The sequence below is a fragment of the Stenotrophomonas panacihumi genome, assembly GCF_001431645.1.
GTDB lineage: Bacteria > Pseudomonadota > Gammaproteobacteria > Xanthomonadales > Xanthomonadaceae > Stenotrophomonas_A > Stenotrophomonas_A panacihumi.
In genome coordinates, this window is the sequence record NZ_LLXU01000095.1 from 16,164 (window position 1) to 37,497 (window position 21,334).

Annotated in this window: 18 protein-coding genes; 5 read left to right on the forward strand and 13 right to left on the reverse strand. The window is 68.9% G+C overall.

Features of this window, described 5'->3' with window-relative positions; translation table 11 throughout:
• Positions 1 to 75: 75 nt before the first annotated feature.
• The 3 genes from prfB to aqpZ form a co-directional block, all read right to left on the reverse strand.
• Positions 76 to 1,201 (reverse strand): peptide chain release factor 2 gene (gene prfB / locus ARC20_RS12350; protein ID WP_108143497.1). Its coding sequence is split into 2 segments (ribosomal slippage): positions 76 to 1,125 and positions 1,127 to 1,201, totalling 1,125 coding nucleotides; the frame shifts between segments, so codons are not numbered across the junction.
• A 300-nt stretch (positions 1,202 to 1,501) separates the two neighbouring features.
• Complete coding sequence (locus ARC20_RS18650) at positions 1,502 to 2,248, reverse strand: response regulator transcription factor (protein WP_181360152.1); 747 nt, start codon at positions 2,246 to 2,248, stop codon at positions 1,502 to 1,504.
• Positions 2,249 to 2,352: 104 nt separating this feature from the next.
• On the reverse strand, positions 2,353 to 3,096 hold the full coding sequence (gene aqpZ / locus ARC20_RS12360) for an aquaporin Z (RefSeq protein WP_202595448.1): 744 nt from the start codon (positions 3,094 to 3,096) through the stop codon (positions 2,353 to 2,355).
• A 389-nt stretch (positions 3,097 to 3,485) separates the two neighbouring features.
• Here aqpZ and ARC20_RS12365 point away from each other — a divergent pair, with 389 nt between their 5' ends.
• The 4 genes from ARC20_RS12365 (at position 3,486) to ARC20_RS12380 (ending at position 9,491) form a co-directional block, all read left to right on the forward strand.
• Positions 3,486 to 4,139, forward strand: coding sequence for a response regulator (locus ARC20_RS12365; protein WP_161809490.1), 654 nt, complete (start codon positions 3,486 to 3,488; stop codon positions 4,137 to 4,139).
• Between the two features lie 6 nt (positions 4,140 to 4,145).
• The gene (locus ARC20_RS12370; protein ID WP_081418172.1) at positions 4,146 to 7,967 is read left to right on the forward strand and encodes a transporter substrate-binding domain-containing protein; all 3,822 of its coding nucleotides are present in this window, start codon (positions 4,146 to 4,148) and stop codon (positions 7,965 to 7,967) included.
• Positions 7,968 to 8,091: 124 nt separating this feature from the next.
• Positions 8,092 to 8,649 (forward strand): hypothetical protein, encoded by a 558-nt coding sequence (locus ARC20_RS18530; RefSeq protein ID WP_057647561.1) that lies wholly within the window; start codon positions 8,092 to 8,094, stop codon positions 8,647 to 8,649.
• A 143-nt stretch (positions 8,650 to 8,792) separates the two neighbouring features.
• Complete coding sequence (locus tag ARC20_RS12380) at positions 8,793 to 9,491, forward strand: glutamine amidotransferase-related protein (protein WP_057647563.1); 699 nt, start codon at positions 8,793 to 8,795, stop codon at positions 9,489 to 9,491.
• Between the two features lie 15 nt (positions 9,492 to 9,506).
• Here ARC20_RS12380 and ARC20_RS12385 read toward each other — a convergent pair whose 3' ends face one another.
• The 9 genes from ARC20_RS12385 to ARC20_RS12425 form a co-directional block, all read right to left on the reverse strand.
• Positions 9,507 to 10,274: a DUF481 domain-containing protein gene (locus tag ARC20_RS12385; protein ID WP_057647565.1), complete on the reverse strand. Its 768-nt coding sequence runs from the start codon at positions 10,272 to 10,274 to the stop codon at positions 9,507 to 9,509.
• A 94-nt stretch (positions 10,275 to 10,368) separates the two neighbouring features.
• On the reverse strand, positions 10,369 to 12,099 hold the full coding sequence (gene recJ / locus ARC20_RS12390) for a single-stranded-DNA-specific exonuclease RecJ (protein ID WP_057647567.1): 1,731 nt from the start codon (positions 12,097 to 12,099) through the stop codon (positions 10,369 to 10,371).
• Complete coding sequence (locus ARC20_RS12395; RefSeq protein WP_057647568.1) at positions 12,096 to 13,016, reverse strand: hypothetical protein; 921 nt, start codon at positions 13,014 to 13,016, stop codon at positions 12,096 to 12,098. The genes recJ and ARC20_RS12395 overlap by 4 nt, the downstream gene beginning before the upstream one ends.
• A gap of 3 nt (positions 13,017 to 13,019) precedes the next feature.
• Positions 13,020 to 13,484 carry a transcription elongation factor GreA gene (gene greA, locus ARC20_RS12400; protein ID WP_181360153.1) on the reverse strand — a complete coding sequence of 155 codons (465 nt, stop codon included), beginning with the start codon at positions 13,482 to 13,484 and terminating at the stop codon, positions 13,020 to 13,022.
• A gap of 8 nt (positions 13,485 to 13,492) precedes the next feature.
• A complete protein-coding gene (gene carB / locus ARC20_RS12405; protein ID WP_057647572.1) occupies positions 13,493 to 16,735 on the reverse strand; it encodes a carbamoyl-phosphate synthase large subunit in 3,243 nt (1,080 codons plus the stop codon).
• Between the two features lie 123 nt (positions 16,736 to 16,858).
• Positions 16,859 to 17,986 carry a glutamine-hydrolyzing carbamoyl-phosphate synthase small subunit gene (carA, locus tag ARC20_RS12410; protein ID WP_057647574.1) on the reverse strand — a complete coding sequence of 376 codons (1,128 nt, stop codon included), beginning with the start codon at positions 17,984 to 17,986 and terminating at the stop codon, positions 16,859 to 16,861.
• A gap of 194 nt (positions 17,987 to 18,180) precedes the next feature.
• On the reverse strand, positions 18,181 to 18,903 hold the full coding sequence (dapB, locus tag ARC20_RS12415; protein ID WP_081418174.1) for a 4-hydroxy-tetrahydrodipicolinate reductase: 723 nt from the start codon (positions 18,901 to 18,903) through the stop codon (positions 18,181 to 18,183).
• A gap of 53 nt (positions 18,904 to 18,956) precedes the next feature.
• Positions 18,957 to 19,646 carry an MOSC domain-containing protein gene (locus tag ARC20_RS12420; protein ID WP_057647579.1) on the reverse strand — a complete coding sequence of 230 codons (690 nt, stop codon included), beginning with the start codon at positions 19,644 to 19,646 and terminating at the stop codon, positions 18,957 to 18,959.
• 83 nt (positions 19,647 to 19,729) lie between these two features.
• Positions 19,730 to 20,230 carry a hypothetical protein gene (locus tag ARC20_RS12425; RefSeq protein WP_057647692.1) on the reverse strand — a complete coding sequence of 167 codons (501 nt, stop codon included), beginning with the start codon at positions 20,228 to 20,230 and terminating at the stop codon, positions 19,730 to 19,732.
• A 92-nt stretch (positions 20,231 to 20,322) separates the two neighbouring features.
• Between ARC20_RS12425 and ARC20_RS12430 the strand changes: the two genes are divergently transcribed.
• Positions 20,323 to 21,084: a 3-oxoacyl-ACP reductase gene (locus ARC20_RS12430; RefSeq protein WP_057647581.1), complete on the forward strand. Its 762-nt coding sequence runs from the start codon at positions 20,323 to 20,325 to the stop codon at positions 21,082 to 21,084.
• 6 nt (positions 21,085 to 21,090) lie between these two features.
• Here ARC20_RS12430 and ARC20_RS12435 read toward each other — a convergent pair whose 3' ends face one another.
• Entirely contained in the window at positions 21,091 to 21,333 is a 243-nt protein-coding gene (locus ARC20_RS12435) for a DUF6587 family protein (RefSeq protein WP_057647583.1), read from the reverse strand.
• Between the last annotated feature and the right edge of the window lies 1 nt (position 21,334).

The following is a 21,334-nucleotide window of genomic DNA, read 5'->3' on the forward strand; positions in this document are numbered from 1 at the left end:
GTGGTGAGGGAGGTTAACGGGCCGGTGGCCGAACGGCCACCGGCGGGACGCGGGCGCAGGCGGCGCCCGCGCGGGTCAGGCGTCGATGCGTTTGGAGCCGACTTCCAGGCCGGACTTCAGGCTGGCCTCGACGAATTCGTCCAGGTCGCCGTCGAGCACCTTCTGGGTATCGCTGCGCTCGATGCCGGTACGCAGGTCCTTGATGCGGCTCTGGTCCAGCACGTAGTTGCGGATCTGGCTGCCCCAGCCGATATCGGACTTGGTCGCTTCGACCGCATCCTTCTCGGCGTTGCGCTTCTGGATCTCCAGCTCGTACAGCTTGGCGGCGAGCATCTTCATCGCGCGGTCGCGGTTGGCGTGCTGGCTGCGTTCGGTCTGGCAGGCCACCACGATGCCGCTCGGCACGTGGGTAATGCGCACCGCCGACTCGGTCTTGTTGACGTGCTGGCCACCGGCGCCCGAGGAACGGTACACGTCGGTCTTCAGGTCGGCCGGGTTGATCTGGATGTCGATCTTGTCATCGACTTCCGGCGAGACGAACAGCGAGGTGAAGCTGGTATGGCGGCGGTTGTCCGAGTCGAACGGCGACTTGCGCACCAGGCGGTGCACGCCGGTCTCGGTCTTCAGCCAGCCGTAGGCGAAATCGCCTTCCACGCGGAACGTGGCCGACTTGATGCCCGCCACTTCACCACCGGAGACTTCCAGCAGCTCGGTCTTCCAGCCACGCGATTCGGCCCAGCGCAGGTACATGCGCAGGAGAATTTCCGCCCAGTCCTGGGCTTCGGTACCGCCAGCACCGGCCTGGATATCGACAAAGGCGTTGGCGCTGTCCATCTGGCCGGAGAACATGCGCTGGAATTCCAGCTTCTCCACGTCGCGTGCATAGCGCTCGACGTCGGCGACGACGGCTTCGGCGGTGGACTCATCGCCTTCCATCTCGGCCAGTTCCAGCAGTTCTTCGCCGCCGGTCAAGCCTTCGGTCAGCGTGCTGATGCCGATGACGACCTTTTCCAGCGAGCTGCGCTCACGGCCCAGCGCCTGGGCGCGTTCGGCGTTATTCCAGACATCGGGGCTTTCCAGCTCCCGGTTTACTTCTTCGAGACGTTCGACCTTGCTGTCGTAGTCAAAGGTACCCCCTCAGCGCATCCAGCCGACCCTTCAGGTCGGCGATGCGCTGGCGGACGGGATTGAGTTCGATCATGTCCGTGGTGATTCGATCAAAGGAAAACGGGATTCTAACAAATCCGCGCTTCCCGGGCCGCCCGCCGCCTGGCGGACCGCCGGCCCCGAAGGGGCGTGCGGGGTATTTCATGGGCCCGTAGCCCGGAAATGACGACGCCTACCGGCGGAACGGGAACCGGTAGGCGCCGGGCTGCAGCCTGCTACCCCTGGCGGCGAATGCCGCGCGGGGCCAAGGCCGATGCCGGAATCCATTCTTCGCCTGCGAGACGGCATCCTCCATTGGAAATTTCCGCCGGGACGCGTCGATGGCATCCTGCCGTCAAAGGGCATGCACCGCGGGAAGAACCCGACGCGTGGCCGGCCGCCGCGAAGAAGGCTTCTCCTGGGATAGCGGCGACACATCGGGCGGCAGGATGCAGAAGCCGTCGCGCCGGTTGCGGATCATGGGCGACTGGAAAGGCATGTCCACTGCTTCGCGCAAGGCACGCATCCGCACGCGGACGCGTGCATCGGCCACCGGCGCCTGTTCGTCGAGCAGGCAACTGCCCAGCTCCCGGAACGACACGCGCTTGGGCGAGGCTTCCATCAACGCCTGCAGCACCGGCAGCAGCGCCTCGTCCACGACCACCACGTGCCCCTGCCGGTGGACGCTGTGGTTGTTCACGTCGAACACCAGGTCGCCCACCTGCAGGCGTGCGCGGCACTTGCCTTTGCGTCGACGCAGGATGCCCAGGCGGCCGGTGATCGCGTCCAGCGAATATGGAGGCACGAGATAGTCATCAGGCCCCAACCCATCGCCCAGCACCGGAGGGGCGGCGCCGGGTGCGCCCAGCATCAGGACGGGCAAGGGCCTGCGCATCAGGCGCCGCAGGTTGCGCAACGCATCGAAACCGCGCCGGTCGGCCAGCCTTTCGGCCATCACGATGGTGTCGAAGCGATTGTTGCTGAGCAGGTGCACCGCCAGCGATTCATCGGCGGCGAAGTCCACGCAGTGGCGCAGGCTTTCGAGATGGTTGACGAGGGGGACGGAGACGTCCCGCCGGGATTCGATGACAAGAATACGCATGGCAATGTCCAACACACACAACTAGAGACGGGGCACCAGCACGCCCAACGTCAACAGGAAAAAACTGCAGGCGAGCAGACCCAAGGAGAGCGGCGTCAGCGCGCTCACGCCGCTTCCGCCCGCTCCGAGTTGACGTAGCGGTACACCAGTGCGCCGGCCAGCGCGCCGACGCACGGCGCCAGCCAGAACAGCCACAGCTGGTGCATCGGCATGTACGCGGCGCTCTCGCCGACAAAAGCCGCCACGGCTGTGGAGCGCGCCGGGTTGACCGAGGTATTGGTCAGCGGGATGGAGATCATGTGGATCAGCGCGAGCGCCGCGCCGATCGCCAAGGGGGCCGCGCCGGCCGTGGCACGCGGCCGGGTGACGGCGAGGATCACGCACAGGAACACCGCGGTCAGCACGGCCTCGGCCAGGAATGCGACCTCCATCGGGTAGCCGCCAGGCGAGAAGTTCCCGAAGCCGTTCGTGGCGAAAGTGCCCGCGCCGCCGAACGACAGGAAATCCGGATTGGCGGTGACGATCACCCACATCAGCGCGCCCGCCAGCAGGCCGCCGACCACCTGCGCCACCACGTAGGCCGGCAGATGCCGGCCCGGGAAGCGGCCGGCGATCCACAGCCCGAAGCTCACCGCCGGGTTGAAGTGGCCACCGGAGACCGGGCCGAAGGCGAAGGCTGCCGTGGCCACCGCCACGCCGAACGCCAGCGACACGCCCAGATAGCCCAGCCCCAGCGGATTGGAATCACCGCCCGCCTGCGCGGCGAACACCGCGCTGCCGCAGCCACCCAGCACCAGCCAGAAAGTTCCGAGGGATTCCGCCGCGCACTTCTTGATCAAACTCTGCATATGACACCGTTGATTGGCCGCACTGCCCGGGATGCCGTGGCGCCGGTTGCGCTGTCGGCCCGCAATGGGTGGGGTTATTGAACGAAGCGGCCGCACGGAGCTCCATGCGACGAATCCAAGAAGGTGCGCGCACTGGATCGACGCTGGCGGTGCGGCCAACGCGTTCGGCGGCATGAGGTATCTCGCGGGACTAGCCGCAGCAGCCCGCCGTGCCCATGCGACTATTCGTATTCACCAAGCATTCGCACGACAGCTTTCAGCGGGCATCCCGCATCCTGCGCGGGCTCGGTCCCGCCCTCACGCGGCGTTTACGCACTCCGCCGCAATTAAGCGCTGGCCGCTTCTTTCACTGCGCCGCTCGCCCGGCCCATGTCGAACCAAGGTGCCCCATGGAAACGCAGGCCCTCAATGTTGTCGTCGCGGACGATCACCCCGTGGTATTGGCAGGGGTTCGTGCGATTCTCAAGAACGCCTCCCAGCTGCACGTCGCCGCCGAGGCGCATTCGGTCCGGGAGACCTACGCCCGCCTGGCCGATACCGCTTGCGACGTGCTCGTGACCGATTACTCGATGCCCGACACCGGCGAGGCCGACGGCCTGTCGCTGATCGGCGAGGTGCGCCGGCGTTACCCGCTGCTGCCGATCGTGGTACTGACCATGATGGGCAACCCGGGGATGATCCAGATCCTGCTGGCGCATGGCGTGCTGGCGGTGGTGGACAAGAGCTCCTCGATGGATGAACTGCCGACGGCGATCCTCTCGGCGTCACGCCGGCGGCGCTTCATCAGCGCCACGTTTCGCCACAAGCTGGCGATGCTGCATACGCCCGGCGGCGATGCCTCGCCGCCGCCGCGCCTGTCACCACGCGAAACCGAGGTCGTGCGCATGCTGGCACTGGGCGCCACGCCCACCGAGGTGGCCGACCGGCTCGGCAGCGGCAGCAAGACGGTGAGCAAGCAGAAGAAGGACGCCATGCGCAAACTCGGCGTGACCACCGATGCGGCGTTGTTCGAGTACGTGCGCGCGCAGGGCTGGCTGGGCTGACCGCGCATGTCCTGGCGGGGCCGCTTGGGGCTGCGGGCGATCGGCCTGGCGCTGTGCGCCTGCGCCAGCGGCGCGGCCTGGTGCGCGGCTGACACACGCCCGTCGGCGCCGACGGAGCGCGAGCGCGCCGAACAGGCTTGGCTGCAACGACACCCGACGCTGGTGGTCGCGACCGTCGCGCGCGGATGGGCGCCTTACGAATTCCTGGTCGACGGCCAGCCGCAAGGGTTGTCGCCGGATTACCTGCGCGCGATCGCCAGGCGGCTCGGTGTCGCGCTGGAAACGCGGGTCTACGACGATTGGCCCGAGTTGATCGATGCCGCCTGCCGCGGCGAGGTCGATGTGGTGATGAGCATGGCGATCACCGCGTCGCGCACGCGCTGCCTGTCCTTTACGCGTCCCTATCAAAGCGTGCGCTCGGCGCTGGTCGGCCGGCGCGATGCGGCCCCTCGCCTGCTCACCGCGCCCCCCAACCTGCGCATCGCGGTGGAGACCGGCCACTCGCTGGACGAATCACTGCCCGACATCTACCCGGACGCCCGCATCGTGCGCGTGACCGACCTGCAGGGCGCGCTGGACGCGCTCGATGCCGGACGCGCGGACGCCTACCTGGGCAATCCGTTTGTCGTGGCGCTGGCGCTGCAGCGCACGCCGCACCCTTCGCTGGGCATCCTCGGGCCGGCGCAGCTGCCGCCGATCACGCTGCATTTCGGCACGCCGAACGACCGCGCCCCGTTGGCCAGCGCCATCGACCGCGCCCTCGCCGCCCTCCCCCAGGCCGAACGCGCCGCCATCGACCAGCGCTGGCTGGACGCGCAGCTCGACTGGGCGGGTGAGCCGCCGCTGCTCGCAGTGCAGGAACAACAATGGCTGCGCAAGCTGCCGGTACTGCGCGTGGCCTACGACCCTGCCTGGACACCGCTGACAGTGCGCGGCGCCGATGGCGCGATGTCCGGCATCATCGGCGACTACCTGCGGCGCATGCAGGACCAGCTCGGCCTGCGCCTGCAGGCCGTGCCCGCGCGTGACTGGCGGGAGGCCCGCGCCCTGATCGCCGCCGGCAAGGCCGACATCGCGCCCGCCAGCGACGATGCCGGCTACGGACCGGCATGGCGCCTGACCCGCCCGCTGGTCAGTTTTCCCTGCGTGATCGTCACCCGCCGCGACAGCGACACGATTGCCGGCCTGGACGATCTGGCCGGGGGGCGCATCGCGGTCAGCGATCCGGATGTCGCCCAGCGCTTGTCCCGCGCGCGCCCCGATCTGATCCAGGTGGACGTGGCCAGTGACGGCGAGGGCCTGCGTCAGGTCGCCAGCCGCGCCGTCGACGCCTACGTGGGCAACCTGGCGGCCGTGGACAACCACCTGCGCGACGACGCCTTCCGCGACCTGCACGTCGCCGCGCCGGCCGGCTTCTCGGACCATATCGGCCTGGCGGTACGCGCGCCCTACGCACGCCTGGTGCCGCTGCTGGACCGCGTCACCGCCGACATGGGCGAGGATGCACGCCAGGACATCCGCAAGCGCTGGCTCAAGGTCGATTATGACTACGGCATCGCGCGCCCCGTGGTGTGGTGGAGCAGCGCGCTGGCGCTGGGCATCATCGCGTTGCTGGTGGCCGCTTACTTGCGCCTGCGTGCGGAGATCGCGCGACGGCGCGAAGCCGATGAGCGGCTGCGGGAGATATCGCGCAACCTCCCCGCCGTGGTGTTCAAGCTGCGCCGGTCGCGCGACGGCGAGTACCGCTTCACCTATGTCACCGGTAACCCGCTACCGCTGTTCGGGCTGGAGACGGCGCAGATCCTGGCGGACGCCTCGACCGTGTTCGCGCGTATCCGCGAGGAAGACCAGGCCCTGCTGCATGAGGCTTTCGAAACCTCCGCCCGAACGCTTGCACCCGTGGCGTGCGATTTCCATGCCGCGGGCGCCGAAGGGACCCGCTGGATTTCACTCAACGCGGTGCCGCGGCGAGTGGACGCCGATGCCGTGCATTGGTCGGGCTACTGGGACGACTCCACCGCCCTGCACGCGCAGAACGATGCACTCGAGCACGCCCGCGCCGAGGCCGTGGACGCGGCGGCGGCGAAGGCGCATTTCCTGGCGGTGATGAGCCACGAGATCCGCACGCCCATGGCCGGATTGGCCGGCCTGCTGGAACTGCTCGGACGCACGCCGCTGGCACCGACGCAGCGCCAGCTGCTGTCCACCAGCATCGAATCTGCCGCCTCGCTGCGGCAGATCCTCGATGACGTGCTCGACTTCTCCAAGGCCGACGCGGGCCAGATGCAGCTGGAGACGATCGACCTGGACCTGCGCGCGATTGCCAGCGCGGTCGTCGAGGTGACCTTGCCGCAGGCGCGCGCGAAGGGGCTCGCGCTGCAGCTCTCGATCGACCCCGCGCTGGCCGTCCTGCATGCGGGCGACCCTTATCGGCTCCGCCAGGTCCTGCTCAACCTGCTCGGCAACGCGGTGAAGTTCACCGCGACGGGGCACGTGACCTTGGATCTGTCGGCCGAAGGCGGCACGCCGACCGACGAAGGCGAGCCGCAGCAGGTCCGCATCGAGATCCACGACACCGGCGTGGGCATCGCAGCGGCGCAACAGGCGTTGCTGTTCCGCCCGTTCGTCCAGGCCGATGCCACCATGACGCGCCGCCATGGCGGCACCGGGCTGGGGCTGTCGATCAGCCGGCAGCTGGTGGACCTGATGGGTGGCGAGCTGCAACTGGACAGCGCACCCGGCGCGGGCACGCGGCTGGCGATCTCCCTGCCACTGCCGGTGCGGCGGGCTTCCGGCCATGACCCGGAACTGGCGGGGCTGCGCGTGCGCGTGGACGTCGCCGAGCCGGCGACTCGCGCGGCAGTGGAGCGCCTGCTGCGCGGATGGGGCGTGGCGTCGGTGCACGCCGACGCCGATGCCGACGCATGGCTCGTAGACGCGCCGGCCCCGTTCGCCCATGACGATCGCAGCATCGTCCTGCAACCGCACGCCGATGAGCTTACCGGCAGCCTGCAGGTGGACAACGACCCGGTGCTTCCCACCCACCTGCGCCGCGCATTGCTGGCGATCCTGCAGCCCTCCGCCGGTGATGCACCGCACCTGCCGGCACCACGGCGCCACATCGCGCCTATCCTCGTGGTCGACGACCACCCCACCAACCAGATGTTGATCGGCCTGCAGCTGGACGAGCTCGGCTATCCGCACGTGATCGTCGGCGATGGACAGGCCGCGCTGGACAGCCTGGCCGCCCAGCGCCCTTCCCTCGTCCTGACCGACATCAGCATGCCGGTGATGGATGGCCACGCGCTGGCGCGGCGCATCCGCGAGCAGGAAGACGAAGGCGCGCGCCTGCCAATCATCGCGATGACCGCCAACGTGCTCGATGAAGCCCCGTCTGCCGACCTCGACGCGCACCTCCACAAGCCGGTGGACCTGGCGCAGCTGTCAGCCGTGCTGGCGCACTGGCTGCCCCATGACGACACCCCGACGGACGACGAACGCGCGACCACCCACCCGCTGCGCGAACGGCACGGTGAACACCTGGGCCTGCTGCTCGACACCTTCCTGGACACTACCGCGCAGGATCGCCTCGCCGTGGAAGCCGCCATCGCGCGCGACGATGCATTGGACGCAGGACGACACATCCACCGCATCAGCGGTGCCCTCGGCTACCTCGGCTATACGCCACTGGCCCTGGTCGGCCGCGACCTGAGCCATGCACTGGAACGCGCCACGCTGGCATCGCATGGCAGCGCCTGCGCGCATTTCCTCCAGCAACTCGACGAGGTCTGCGAAGAGGTCGCGCGATTGCGCGCCCAGGCCCATTGAGGCAGCACCCGCGACGCGGTGTCGCGGCGGAGCAGCATCGAAGGCTGTCTTCGATAAATCGAATACCCCCTCCGGAATCGGGTTGTTAGCGTGACGCGCATCGAAGTCCTCTTCCTGCACGACCATGGCCCCAGACATCAGCGTCTCGCCCCACTCCACCGCGCAAAGCGAGGCCACCGCGCTTCGCGGCCCGTCCGCGGCGAGGCGACATTGGCTGTGCCGCGACCTGGTCCTGCATACCATCGACGCCCTGGGCCATTCGCGCCTGTCACCCAGCGTCATCGACCTGGAACGCGAGCTGTCCTTCTGGCGCGGCCACTACCAGCGCACCGCCGCCTGGCATCGCGATGTACTGCCCTTCGCCGAATACGTCCCCGCCTTCACCCTTGGCATCGGCCTGTTCCTGCAGTGCCACGATTGCCTGCTCGAAGCACTGAACGAACGGATGATCTCCCTGCGCTACGCCCGGGTGCGCCGGCGCTCACGCGTCGAATGGCACGAGGCCCGGCAGGCAGTCCATGCAGCGTACCTGCGCTTGCAGGCGCACTGGGAAACAGTCCCGGCACGCCACGCACATGCCGATGCCATGCCGGAACCGACGGGGTTGCACGCCGCGGTGCGCGGCACGTCCGCTTCGCTGCTGCCGCCCCGCGCGAAACGCGCACGGGCGCGACCTGCTTGAGGCCGGCCCGTGACCTCCCTTTGGCCGTCCGCTTGCAACACCCACCCATCGCATCCGCAAGGCACGCGCATGGCGAGGCCATCACCGTGAGACCCCGCGGTGCCAGGACAGCGGTGGCGCTTCGCCACTCTCCCCGCGACAGCATGGGTTCGCTGCGCCCCATCCTGGAAAGCCGCGGCTACCGAACGCGCTATGCCCTCCTCTCGGCCGAACGCATCCGGGGCATCGATCCGCTGGAAGTAGACATCCTGCTCATCATCGGTCATCTGCCCTTGCACGCATCTCCCGACGCCACGCGATTTTCCTGGGAGATCATCGACTTGATCCGCATACGCGCGCACTACGGCCTGCCGTTGCTCGGCATCGATCTCGGCGGGCAGTTGATCGCCCACGCCCTGGGGGGTGAGGTACGCACGCGCGAGCGCCCCGAGATCGCGGTGGCCCCGGTACGGCTGACAGAAGCGGGGCGGCGTTCCTGCCTGGCCCCCTTGGGCGATGCCACGCCGCTGGTACGCTGGCAAGGGCACGACATCGTGCTGCCGCCGGGCTTCGAATGCCTGGCCTCGGCGCCGTGCAGCCCCGTGCAGGCATTCCGGCATGGCAAGGCAATCCTCGGGCTGCAGTTCCATCTGGAGGCGGACCACGACTATCTCCAATCGCACCTCAATGCGCTGCGGACTTCGCTGGCCCTCGCGGGCATCGACGGCGAGGCACTTCGCGCGAAGGCCGTCGAGAGCCTGCAGCTCATGCGCCATGCTTGCCATGCCGTAATGACCCGCTGGCTGGATGCCTTGGACGGCCACGACACCGTGCCGCCGGAGTCGGCCCAGCCCTCAGGCTGAGCCGGCCACGTCCCACTACTTCACCGAGTAGACCAGGTTCAACATGGTCACGGTGTCCGTCTTCTTGAAGCCGGGGTCGACATCGCTGTTGTAGCGCACCTGGTAACCGGCTTTCAGCGCGAGGCGTTCGGTCATCGAGACCTGCAGGCCGAGGTCGTTCTGGACGAAGGTGTTCAAGCGGCCGGACTCCACCAGGAACGTATCCAGCAAGCGGGTGTTGTCGCTGAGCTGCCAGCTGAAGTCCACCAGCCCACGGGCGATACCTTCGTTCTCGACCGCACCCGTGGAGGTGTCATGGCTGCGGCGAAAGCCCGGCCCGATCTCGGTGACCAGGCGCATGCGCGCATCGTCACGCCAGCGATAGCCGTAGCTGGCCGCCGCCACGCCGCGCCACAGGTAGCTGGCGAAGTTGTCGTGGTCATAGCGCAACGAGCCGATGAGATAGCTGCGCTCGCTGAGGTCGAACGCGGAGGAGAACGCCACGCCATAGCGATTGGCGGTGTCTTCCATCGCGGAGGTCGAGCCCGTGCGGGTGCTGGTATCTACCTCGCCGCGGCTGCGCAGCCAGAACGCCGAGGCGTCGTGGTGCCAACGGCCTTCGTCGAGCCCCACCGCCAGCAGCGCGTTGATGTTCTGCGTGCGCGCATTGCCGGTAGCGCTCGTCAGGCCGAGTTCACCGCTACCGGTCCACTGGCTTTCGGACGTCGGCGCGTCCTGCGCGAGCGCGGGAAAGGAAACCAACATCGCCGCGGCGAGCGCGGCGCTGACACACTTGCGATACATCAGACTACCCGTGGGTGTTGAGGAACGGGCAATCTAGTGAGGCGTCAATCCGCTCGATATTGGATGCATCGCACGTCATCCGCGTGCGTGCGACTCAGGTTTCAGCCGGTTCGCTGTGTTCGACGATCAACTGGATCGCCTCCCCGCCCCGGTAGTCGTCGCGGACCAACCGATAGGCCAGGCGGAGACGCGAGGGCGGCGGCTGGCCTTTCCAGCCATCGAAGTGGATCGCGCTGATCGGCGCAGCCACGCCGGCCAGCCGCAAGGTGTAACGCAGGTGGCGCTCCTTGAGCGGACGCCACTGTGACACTTCGAAAATGCCATCGAACAGCGGCTCGGGGAAAGCCTGGCCCCACGGCCCGGCCATCTGCAGGGCGTCGGCATGGCGCCAGTCGAATTCGTGCGGGGCCAGCTCGCCATCGCTGAGCAGCTCGGCCTGCAACGCCGACGGATCCACCTGCCGTTCCACCTGCACCCGCAGCGCCTCGCCGAACACGGGCAGCGCCGTGCGCGGCAGGGTCAGGCCCGCGGCCATCGCATGGCCGCCAAAGCGTTCGATCAAGCCGGGATGCCGCGCATCGATGGCGGCCAGCAGGTCGCGCATGTGCAGGCCGGCAATCGAGCGTGCGGAACCGCGCAGCACCTCGGCGCCCGGCTCGGCCGGGGCAAAGGCGATGACCGGACGATGCAGTCGATCCTTCATCCGCGAGGCCACCAGCCCGATGACGCCGGGGTGCCATTGGTCGTCGAACAGGCAGGCCGCCAGCGGCGCCTCGCCTTCGGCCTGCAGCATGGCGCGCGCCACCGCCGCTTCGGCCTCGTCGGTCATCGCCTGCTGCACGGCGCGGCGCTCGGTGTTGATTTCTTCAAGCACGCCGGCGATCTCTCGCGCCCGCTGCGGCTGCTCGCACAGCAGCAGCTCGATGCCCAGCGCCATGTCTTCCAGCCGGCCGGCGGCGTTGAGGCGCGGCGCCAGCGCGTAGCCAATGTCGCTGGCGGTCAGGCGCGCGGCGTCGCGACCACTGGCCTCGATCAACGCCTGCAGGCCGACGCAACCCTTGCCCTGGCGCAACCGCCGCAGGCCGGCCAGCACGAGGGCGCGATTGTTGACGTCCAGCGGCACCAGGTCGGCCACCGTGCCCACGGCGACCAGGTCGAGCAGCTCGCCCAGGTCAGGCCCGCCATCGCTGAAAGCGCCACGCTGGCGCAGCTCGGCACGCAGGGCGAGCAGGACGTAGAAGATCACGCCAACGCCCGCCAGGGCCTTGCTCGGGAAATCGTCACCGGCCAGGTTCGGATCGACGATGGCATCGGCCGGCGGCAATTGCTCGCCCGGCAGGTGGTGGTCGGTGACCAGCACCGTCCAGCCGCGCGCACGCGCCGCGGCCACGCCGGCATGGCAGGCAATGCCATGGTCGACGGTCACCAGCAGGTCGGGTTTCAGCGCCGCGAGTTCTTCCACCAGCGCGGGCGACAGGCCATAGCCATGCACCATGCGGTTGGGCACCGCGTGCATCACCTCCGTCGCGCCGAGCATGCGCAATCCGCGCACGCCGACCGCGCAAGCGGTCGCGCCGTCGCAGTCGAAATCCCCCACCACCAGGATGCGCTGCCCGGCGGCGATGGCGTCGGCCAGCAAGGTGGTGGCGCGCGCGATGTTGCTCAGCGCCGAAGGGGGCAGCAGGCCGGCGAGCTTCGGCTGCGCGGCGTGCACGTCCCGCGCGCCACGCGCGGCGTACAGGCGGCGCAGCAGCGGCAGCGTGTCACCGGGCCATTCGCCCTCCACGCCGGAAGCGCGGCGGACGATCCGTGCCGCTGCCTTCATCCGGCCAGGCCGGTCCACGGGCGGCGCCAGAAACGCCAGCGCTGCGAGGAGGCCAGCGTCAGCGCCTGCCCGTCCTGGAAATCCAGGGTCAAACGGTCGAGTTCGCCGCGACGCATCGCCTGCAGCAGCGGCAGCACCACGTCGTCACTGAACTGCTGCAACGAACGCAGGTGGCGCAGGTCGACGAGTGCATCGACTTCGCCCTCCGCATCCACCGCCACGCCCGCGGCCTTGGCGAGCGCACGCAGCAGCGCATCGCGGCTGCGCACCTGGCCATACGGCGAGCGCACGGCATCCGGCAGGCGGCCGCCGCCCCAGAACCACAGCGAATTTATCGCCGGCTTGCCGCGCGCGACGCGCTGGCGGTTCCAGGGGTGTTGGTGCAGCAGCACCTGCGATTCGGTCAGCAACGCACGCCAGCGACGCCCCGCGTCGCCTTGCGGCAGGTGCGCGAACAGGTCATCGCCCAGCGCATCGTCGGGTTCGGCGAAATCGGGCAATTCGGCTTGTGGCGAGAGCCGCAGGTACCAGCGCGAAGGATCCGGCGCGTCCAGCACGAAGCCGGCGTCGGCAAACAGCGGCCGCAGGTCGGGCAGCAGCGCGGCGGCATCGGCCGCTTCCAGGCCGAGCGATTCGCCGTGCGCCATCATCCGCGCGCCGTGCATGTCGGGCACGACGTAGGCCGGGTCGGCACGCAACCAGGTGGCGCCGGCGGCATCGCCAGCATCGCGCTGGCGGGTCAACGCCGCCACCGGCCAGGTGGCCGGGTCGATCTGGAAATGACGAAGCAGCTGCGCACGTTCGCCGGGCTCGACGGCGCGGCCGTCGGCCCGGGACAGCGCCCGGGCGACGGGATCGGCCGCCAGCGTGCCCGGCAGGCGGCCGCGGTCCGGCAACAGCAGGGTCGCCGTGGCCATGGATCAGGCGAGGTAGGCGACGCTGACCACTTCGTACTCGCGCTGGCCGGCGGGCGCGTCGATGGTGACGCTGTCGCCTTCCAGCTTGCCGATCAGCGCCCGCGCCAGCGGCGAGGAGATCGCGATCAGGCCCTGCTTGATGTCCGCTTCCAGGTCACCCACGATCTGGTAGCGCTTCTCCTCGTCGGTCTCGACGTCGGCCAGGGTGACGGTGGCGCCGAACACGATCTTGCTGCCCGCGCCGAGCTTGGTCACGTCGATCACTTCGGCATGCGAAAGCTCGCCTTCCAGCTGCTTGATGCGGCCTTCGATGAAGCCCTGTTCCTCGCGCGCGGCGTGGTACTCGGCATTTTCCTTGAGGTCGCCGTGCTCGCGGGCCTCGGCAATCGCGGTGATCACCTTCGGGCGCTTGACCGACTTCAGGTGGTCGAGCTCCTCGCGCAGACGCTGCGCGCCCTTGGCGGTGATGGGGGCTCTCATGCTTCCAGCTCCTTGTGCAGTTCCTGCAACGACCACACCGGGCCGGTTCCGCGGAACTCGAGTGAATTCACCAGCGCGCGGGCGCCGGCAATGGTGGTCGAATAGGTCACGCGCTGCTGCAGCGCTTCCCGGCGGATCGAGAACGAGTCGGCGATCGCCGCGCGGCCCTCGGTCGTGTTGACGATATACACGATTTCGCCGTTCTTGATCGCGTCCACGATGTGCGGACGGCCTTCGACCACCTTGTTGACGATCTCGCATTCCAGGCCGTGTTCCTGCAGCCATGCGCCGGTGCCGCGGGTGGCCACCAGGGTGAAGCCGCGTTCGACCAGCGCCTGCGCCACCGGCAGCACGCGCTTCTTGTCCGGATCACGCACCGACACGAACGCCTTGCCCGGCTGCGGCGCCTTGATGCCGCCGGCTTCCTGCGCGCGCGCCAGCGCCGCGCCGAAGCTGCGGCCCACGCCCATCACCTCGCCGGTGGAGCGCATTTCCGGCCCGAGGATCGGGTCCACGCCCTGGAACTTGGCGAACGGGAAGATCGCTTCCTTCACCGAGTAGTAGTCCGGCACCACTTCCTTGGTGGCGCCCTGCTCGGCCAGCGTCTTGCCGGCCATGCAGCGCGCGGCGATCTTGGCCAGCGGCACGCCGATGGCCTTGGAGACGAACGGCACGGTGCGCGAGGCACGCGGGTTCACTTCCAGCAGGTAGACGGTTTCGGTGCCATCGTCGTTGGTCTGGATGGCGAACTGGGTGTTCATCAGGCCGACGACGTTCAGCGCCTTGGCCAGCTCGACGACCTGGCGACGCAGCTCGTCCTGGGTGGCCGGCGACAGCGAGTACGGCGGCAGCGAGCAGGACGAGTCGCCCGAATGCACGCCGGCTTCCTCGATGTGCTCCATCACGCCGCCGATCAGCACGTTGCCGTCCTTGTCGGCGATGATGTCCACGTCCACTTCGACCGCGTTGTCGAGGAAGCGGTCCAGCAGCACCGGGGAATCATTGGACACCTTGACCGCGTCGCGCACGTAGCGCGCCAGGTCCGATTCGCCGTAGACGATTTCCATCGCGCGGCCGCCGAGCACGTAGCTCGGACGCACCACCAGCGGGTAGCCGATCTCGCGCGAGAGCACCAGCGCTTCGTCGTCGTTGCGCGCGATACGGTTCGGCGGCTGCTTCAGGCCGAGCTTGTCGACCAGCTGCTGGAAGCGCTCGCGGTCCTCGGCCAGGTCGATGGAGTCCGGCGAGGTGCCGATCACCGGCACGCCGTTGGCTTCCAGCGCGCGCGCCAGCTTCAGCGGGGTCTGGCCGCCGTACTGCACGATCACGCCCTTGGGCTGTTCCAGCTCGACGATCTCCAGCACGTCTTCCAGCGTCAGCGGCTCGAAGTACAGGCGGTCGGAGGTGTCGTAGTCGGTGGAGACGGTTTCCGGGTTGCAGTTGACCATGATGGTTTCGAAACCATCTTCGCGCAGCGCCAGCGCGGCGTGCACGCAGCAGTAGTCGAACTCGATGCCCTGGCCGATGCGGTTCGGACCGCCGCCCAGGATCATGATCTTGTCGCGGTTGCTCGGCGCGGCCTCGCACTCGTCCTCGTAGGTCGAGTACAGGTAGGCGGTGCTGGTGGCGAACTCGGCGGCGCACGAGTCCACGCGCTTGTACACCGGGCGCACCTTGTGCGCGCGGCGCAGGGCGCGGATGCCGGCCTCGTTGGTGCCGGTCAGCTGGGCCAGGCGGGCGTCGGAGAAGCCGGCGCGCTTGAGCTTGCGCAGGCGCGCGGCGTCCAGCGCACCCAGGCCCTCGGCGGCGACCTGCTGCTCGGTGGCGATGATCTCCTCGATCTGGTCGAGGAACCACGGATCGATGTAGGAAAGGTTGTAGACCTCTTCCACGCTCATGCCGGCGCGGAAGGCGTCACCGACGTAGAACAGGCGCTCCGGACCCGGCGCCTTGAGCTCGCGGCGCAGGGTGATCAGGTCGTCGGCGTCGGCGAGGTTCAGGCCGGTCGGGTCCAGGCCGATCTTGCCGGTCTCCAGGCCGCGCAGGGCCTTCTGCATCGATTCCTGGAAGGTGCGGCCCATCGCCATCACCTCGCCCACCGACTTCATCTGGGTGGTCAGGCGCGCGTCGGCCTGCGGGAACTTCTCGAAGGCGAAGCGCGGGATCTTGGTGACCACGTAGTCGATCGACGGCTCGAACGAGGCCGGGGTCAGGCCACCGGTGATTTCGTTCTTCAATTCGTCCAGCGTGTAGCCCACCGCCAGCTTGGCGGCGACCTTGGCGATCGGGAAGCCGGTGGCCTTGGAGGCCAGCGCCGAGGAACGCGACACGCGCGGGTTCATCTCGATCACCACCACGCGGCCGGTGTTCGGGTTGATGCCGAACTGCACGTTCGAGCCGCCGGTGTCCACGCCGATCTTGCGCAGCACGGCGATGGAGGCATCGCGCAGGCGCTGGTATTCCTTGTCGGTGAGCGTCTGCGCCGGGGCGACGGTGATCGAGTCACCGGTGTGCACGCCCATCGGGTCGAGGTTCTCGATGGAGCAGACGATGATGCAGTTGTCCGCGGTGTCGCGGACCACTTCCATCTCGAACTCCTTCCAGCCCAGCACCGATTCTTCCACCAGCACTTCGGTGGTCGGCGACAGCTCCAGGCCGCGGTTGACGATCTCGACCAGCTCTTCGCGGTTGTAGGCGATGCCGCCGCCGCTGCCGCCCAGGGTGAAGCTCGGGCGGATGATGGTCGGGTAGCCGACGGTGGTCTGGATCTCCAGCGCTTCTTCCAGCGTGTGGGCCACGGCCGCCTTCGGGCACTCCAGGCCGATCTCGCCCATGGCCACGCGGAACAGCTCGCGGTCTTCGGCCATGCGGATCGCTTCGCGCTTGGCGCCGATCAGCTCGACGTTGTACTTCTCCAGCACGCCGTGGTCGGCCAGGTCCAGCGCGCAGTTCAGCGCGGTCTGGCCGCCCATCGTCGGCAGCAGCGCGTCGGGCTTTTCCTTGGCGATGATCTTCTCGACCGTCTGCCAGTTGATCGGCTCGATGTACACGGCGTCGGCCATGTTCGGGTCGGTCATGATCGTGGCCGGGTTGCTGTTGACCAGCACCACGCGGTAGCCCTCGTCACGCAGCGCCTTGCACGCCTGCGCGCCGGAGTAGTCGAACTCGCAGGCCTGGCCGATGACGATCGGGCCGGCGCCGATGATGAGGATGGTCTGGATGTCTGAGCGCTTGGGCATTTTCTTCTCGAGATCTGGGCGGTCGCCGGAGCGTGGTCGCCTGTCAGGATGGATCGGTGGGGAGCAGCGGACTGCGCACGGTGGATCGGGGCCGGCAGGCGCAAGGCGCGTGCCGGCCGCCGCTCACGCCTTGTGCTCCGCGATCAGCGCGATGAAACGGTCGAACAGCGGCGACACGTCGTGCGGGCCCGGCGAAGCTTCCGGGTGGCCCTGGAAGCTGAAGGCCGGCGCGTCGGTCAGCGCGATGCCCTGGTTGGTGCCGTCGAACAGCGAACGGTGGGTCACGCGCACGTTGGCCGGCAGGCTGGCCTCGTCCACGGCGAAGCCATGGTTCTGCGAGGTGATCATCACCCGGCCGCTGTCCAGGTCCTGCACCGGGTGATTGGCGCCGTGGTGGCCGTGGCCCATCTTCAGGGTCTTGGCGCCGCTGGCCAGCGCCAGCAGCTGGTGGCCCAGGCAGATGCCGAAGGTCGGGATCTTGCGGCTGATGAATTCCTTGATCGCGGCGATGGCGTAATCGCACGGTTCCGGGTCGCCCGGGCCGTTGCTGAGGAACACGCCATCCGGGTTCATCGCCAGCACCTCGGCGGCCGGGGTCTGCGCCGGCACCACGGTGACCTCGCAGCCGCGCTCGGCGAGCATGCGCAGGATGTTGAGCTTCACGCCGTAGTCGTAGGCCACGACCTTGTACTTCGGCGCGGCGCTGACGAATTCGTTGCGGTCCAGGTCCAGCTGGCCCTCGGTCCACGGGTAGGCCTTGGACGTGCTGACCACCTTGGCCAGGTCCATGCCCTTCAGGCCGGGGAACTTGCGCGCCGCTTCCAGCGCCTGCTCGACGTTGATCTCGCCGGCCATCAGCGCGCCGTTCTGGGCGCCCTTCTCGCGCAGGATGCGGGTCAGCTTGCGGGTGTCGATGCCGGAGACGGCCACCACGCCGCGCGCCTGCAGCCATTCCGGCAGCGAGGCCTGGCTGCGCCAGTTGCTCGGGCGGCGCGGCACGTCGCGCACGATCAGGCCGGCCGACCAGACCTTGGCGGCCTCGTCGTCCTGGTCGGTGAAACCGGTGTTGCCGATGTGCGGATAGGTCAGCGTGACCAGCTGGCGGGCGTAGGACGGGTCGGTGACGACTTCCTGGTAGCCGGTCATGGCGGTGTTGAACACCACTTCGCCGACCGACAGCCCGGAGGCGCCTACGGATTCACCCTCGAACACGGTGCCGTCTTCGAGGACAAGGATTGCGGGTTGGGTCACGGGAATCTCGCTGTGGCTGCGGGGGACTCCGAGATGCACCGGCCAAAATCCGGTTGCAGCAAAGCGCGGACGCGGTGCTGGGGACCGGTCCGACGCTAGGTTCGGGCAAGCGGGAATTGTAGCGGCAAGCGCCCGGCACTGCCAGTGTGAATACGGAATGCCGCTATTCCATTGCGGCGTTCCGTGCGCTCCGTTCAGCCAAGCAGATCGCGCACGCGATACAGGCCGGGCGTGCGGCCGTGCAGACGCTTGGCCGCATGCAGCGCACCGCGGGCGAAGATGTCGCGGTTGGTGGCGCGGTGCACCAATTCGATCCGCTCGCCCAGGCCAGTGAACTGCACCAGGTGCTCGCCGACGATGTCGCCGGCCCGCAAGCTGGCGTAGCGCGGCTGCGCGCCGCTGCCGGTGGCCGCCTCGCCCAGCGTGAGCGCGGTGCCCGAGGGCGCGTCCTGCTTGTGGATGTGGTGCGATTCGACGATGTCGCAATCCCAGCCCGGCAGCGTGCCGGCGGCGCGCTCGACCAGATCGGCCAGCACCGCCACGCCCAGGCTGAAGTTGGAAGCCCACACCAGCGGGATCTGCGTGGCCGCCTGCGCCAGCGCCTCGCGCTGCTCGGCCGCCAGCCCGGTGGTGCCGGACACCAGCGCCACGTTGCGCTGCACGCACAGCGCCAGCAGCGGCGAGAAGCCCTGCGGCAGGCTGAAATCCACCGCCACGTCGAACACCGGCGCCCCGGCCAGCTCGCTGGCGGCGAAATGCGGCACGCCATCGACCACGCGCTGCGAGGGCGAACGGCCGACGACCGCGGCGACCACGTCCAGCGCGGCATCCTCGGCGGCCAATCGCAGGAGGGCCTGGCCCATGCGCCCGGAGGCACCGTGGATCAGCAGTTTCAGGGGAGCGGTCGACGTATTCATGGGCGCAGGCTAGCGGCTGTGGTCGAAGCTGGGAAGACCCGCGGGAAAGCGCTTCAGTCTGGCGTGGCACCATGCAGGCGCTTGTCCCAGTTCTCCACCTGCCCCTGTGCCAGGCGGCGCTCGAACAGCATGCGCCAGGAAGGCACCAGCGGCAGGCGCAGTACTTCCTCCAGCAAGGAAGGCTCCACGCCGCGCCGGTACAGCAACTCCGCCAGGCGCGTCAGCGGCCAATGGGGATGTGGCCGGTCCTGCAGCGCCAGGACATCGCCCGCCGCCACGCGGCCCGGCTGGAGCACACGGTAGTACCAGCCGGTGCGCCCCGTGTCCTGCACGCGCCGCGCCATGTCGGGCACGCCGAAGCGGTCGGAGAGCTTCCAGCACGGCTGGCGCAGTTGCGACACCTCCACCAGCGCGGTGCCCAGGGTGAAGCGATCGGCCAGGCAGACATCGGCTTCGGTCAGGCCGGTACTGGAGAGGTTCTCGCCGAAGGCGCCGCCGGCGGCGAGCAGCGGATGCTCGCCCAGCGCCTCGCGCCAGGCGGCGTAGTGATCGTGCGGATAGTGGTGGACTGCCTTGTCCGGGCCGCCATGCACGCGGCGGTCGCCTTGCTCGTCGCCACCCAGGCCGAGCTCGCCCACCTCGACCGGCCCGTCCACCAGGCGCTTGTCGATCGCGCTGCGGCTGCCGGGCCGGGTGAAATCCACGACCTTGCCAACCCGCACCTGTTCGATCCGTACTTCCATCGCTGCCTCCGCGCCGTCCGTGGCCGAATTATGCGACCCGCCCGGCCGCCGCGCCGGTTATTCCGGCATCGCGCGTGTTTGCCTTACCGCGGCGCCGGGCCAACGAACGTGGTGCCCTCGCTGTGGGTGATCCACATCCGCCAGCGCTTGCGCACCACGGTGTCGCGGCTGCGGGCGGTCATGCGCATGCCCGGCGCGGCCACGGTCGCGCGCGTCTCGACTTCGGCCGAATGCTTGTCCGGCGCCAGCGTGATGCGGGTGATGGTCTGCTCGTGCTCCACCGGGACGTCGCCGCCGGTGATCTCGCGGAAGCGGCGCAGCTGCGCCATGTTGCGGCCCATCTCGTGGCAGTACTTCTCGCGATCCACCACCTGCCGCCGCTGGCTGTTGTCGGCGCGATAGAGCGTGACCTGTTCGAAATCCGGCGAGAGCATCTCGCACAGCGTCTTGTCGTCCTGCTCGGCGAGCGCGCGATCGGCCCGCTCGTAGAACGCGCGCACCTGCTCTTCGTCCAGCGAATTGCCGCCCCACTGGTAGACGCCGGCGATCACCCCGAAAAACGCCACGATCAACAACAACCGCATGTCCTGCCCCCTGTCCTGCGCCGCGTCCTGCGGCCGACCGATCATAGCCGGGAAAAGCCCTTAAGCTGTCGCGTCCCTTTCGGAATGCCCCCATGCAGCTCAACGAACAGCTCGTCCTCGTCACCGGTGCCGGCCGCGGCCTCGGCCAGGCCATCGCGCGCGCCTTCGCCGCCCAGGGCGCGCAAGTGGTGATCAACTATCGCCGCAGCCGCGACGCCGCCGAAGCACTCGCCGCCGAACTCGGCCCCAATGCGTTGGCGCTCGCCGCCGATGTCACCGACGCGGCCGCCGTGCAGGACCTGTTCGCCCGCGCGCAGGCGCATTTCGGCCGCCCCGTCAGTACGGTGGTCAACAACGCGCTGGCGGACTTCTCCTTCAATGGCGACGCCCGCGCCCGCCCGGACAGCATCGGCTGGAGTGACTTCGCCGCCCAGTTCGAAGGCAGCGTGCGCGGCGCGCTCAATACCGTGCAGGCCGCCCTGCCCGGCATGCGCACCCAGCACTTCGGCCGCGTGGTGAACGTGGGTACCAACCTGTTCCAGAACCCGGTGGTGCCCTACCACGACTACACCGCCGCCAAGGCCGCCCTGCTCTCGCTGACGCGCACGCTGGCCGGCGACCTCGGCCCGGACGGCATCACGGTGAACATGGTCTCCGGCGGCCTGCTGCGCACGACCGATGCCAGCGCCGCGACGCCGGAGGCCGTATTCGATTACATCGCCGGGGCCACCCCGCTGCGCAGCGTCACCACGCCGGTCGAGTTCGCCGATGCGGTGCTGTTCTTCGCCTCACCGTGGTCGCGCGCGGTGACCGGGCAGAACCTGGTGGTGGATGGCGGGTTGGTGCGGGACTGAGCGCACTCAGCGCTTCGGGGGCGTCGGCCCGCAGCTGTCGCAGCCCCCGCAGGCGCCCGCATTGCCGCTGGCCGGCGGCGCCATCCGGCGGCCCAGCCGCTGCGCCAGCGGCGAGGATTGCCGCAGCAACGCCAGCGCCAGCGCCGTGCGCGTACGCCGCCAGCTGTTCGGGAACTGCTTCTTCCACACCACGCCCGCGCTGGCCACGGCGGCCAGCACGATCACGAGGTATTGCAGCCACAGGCCCATG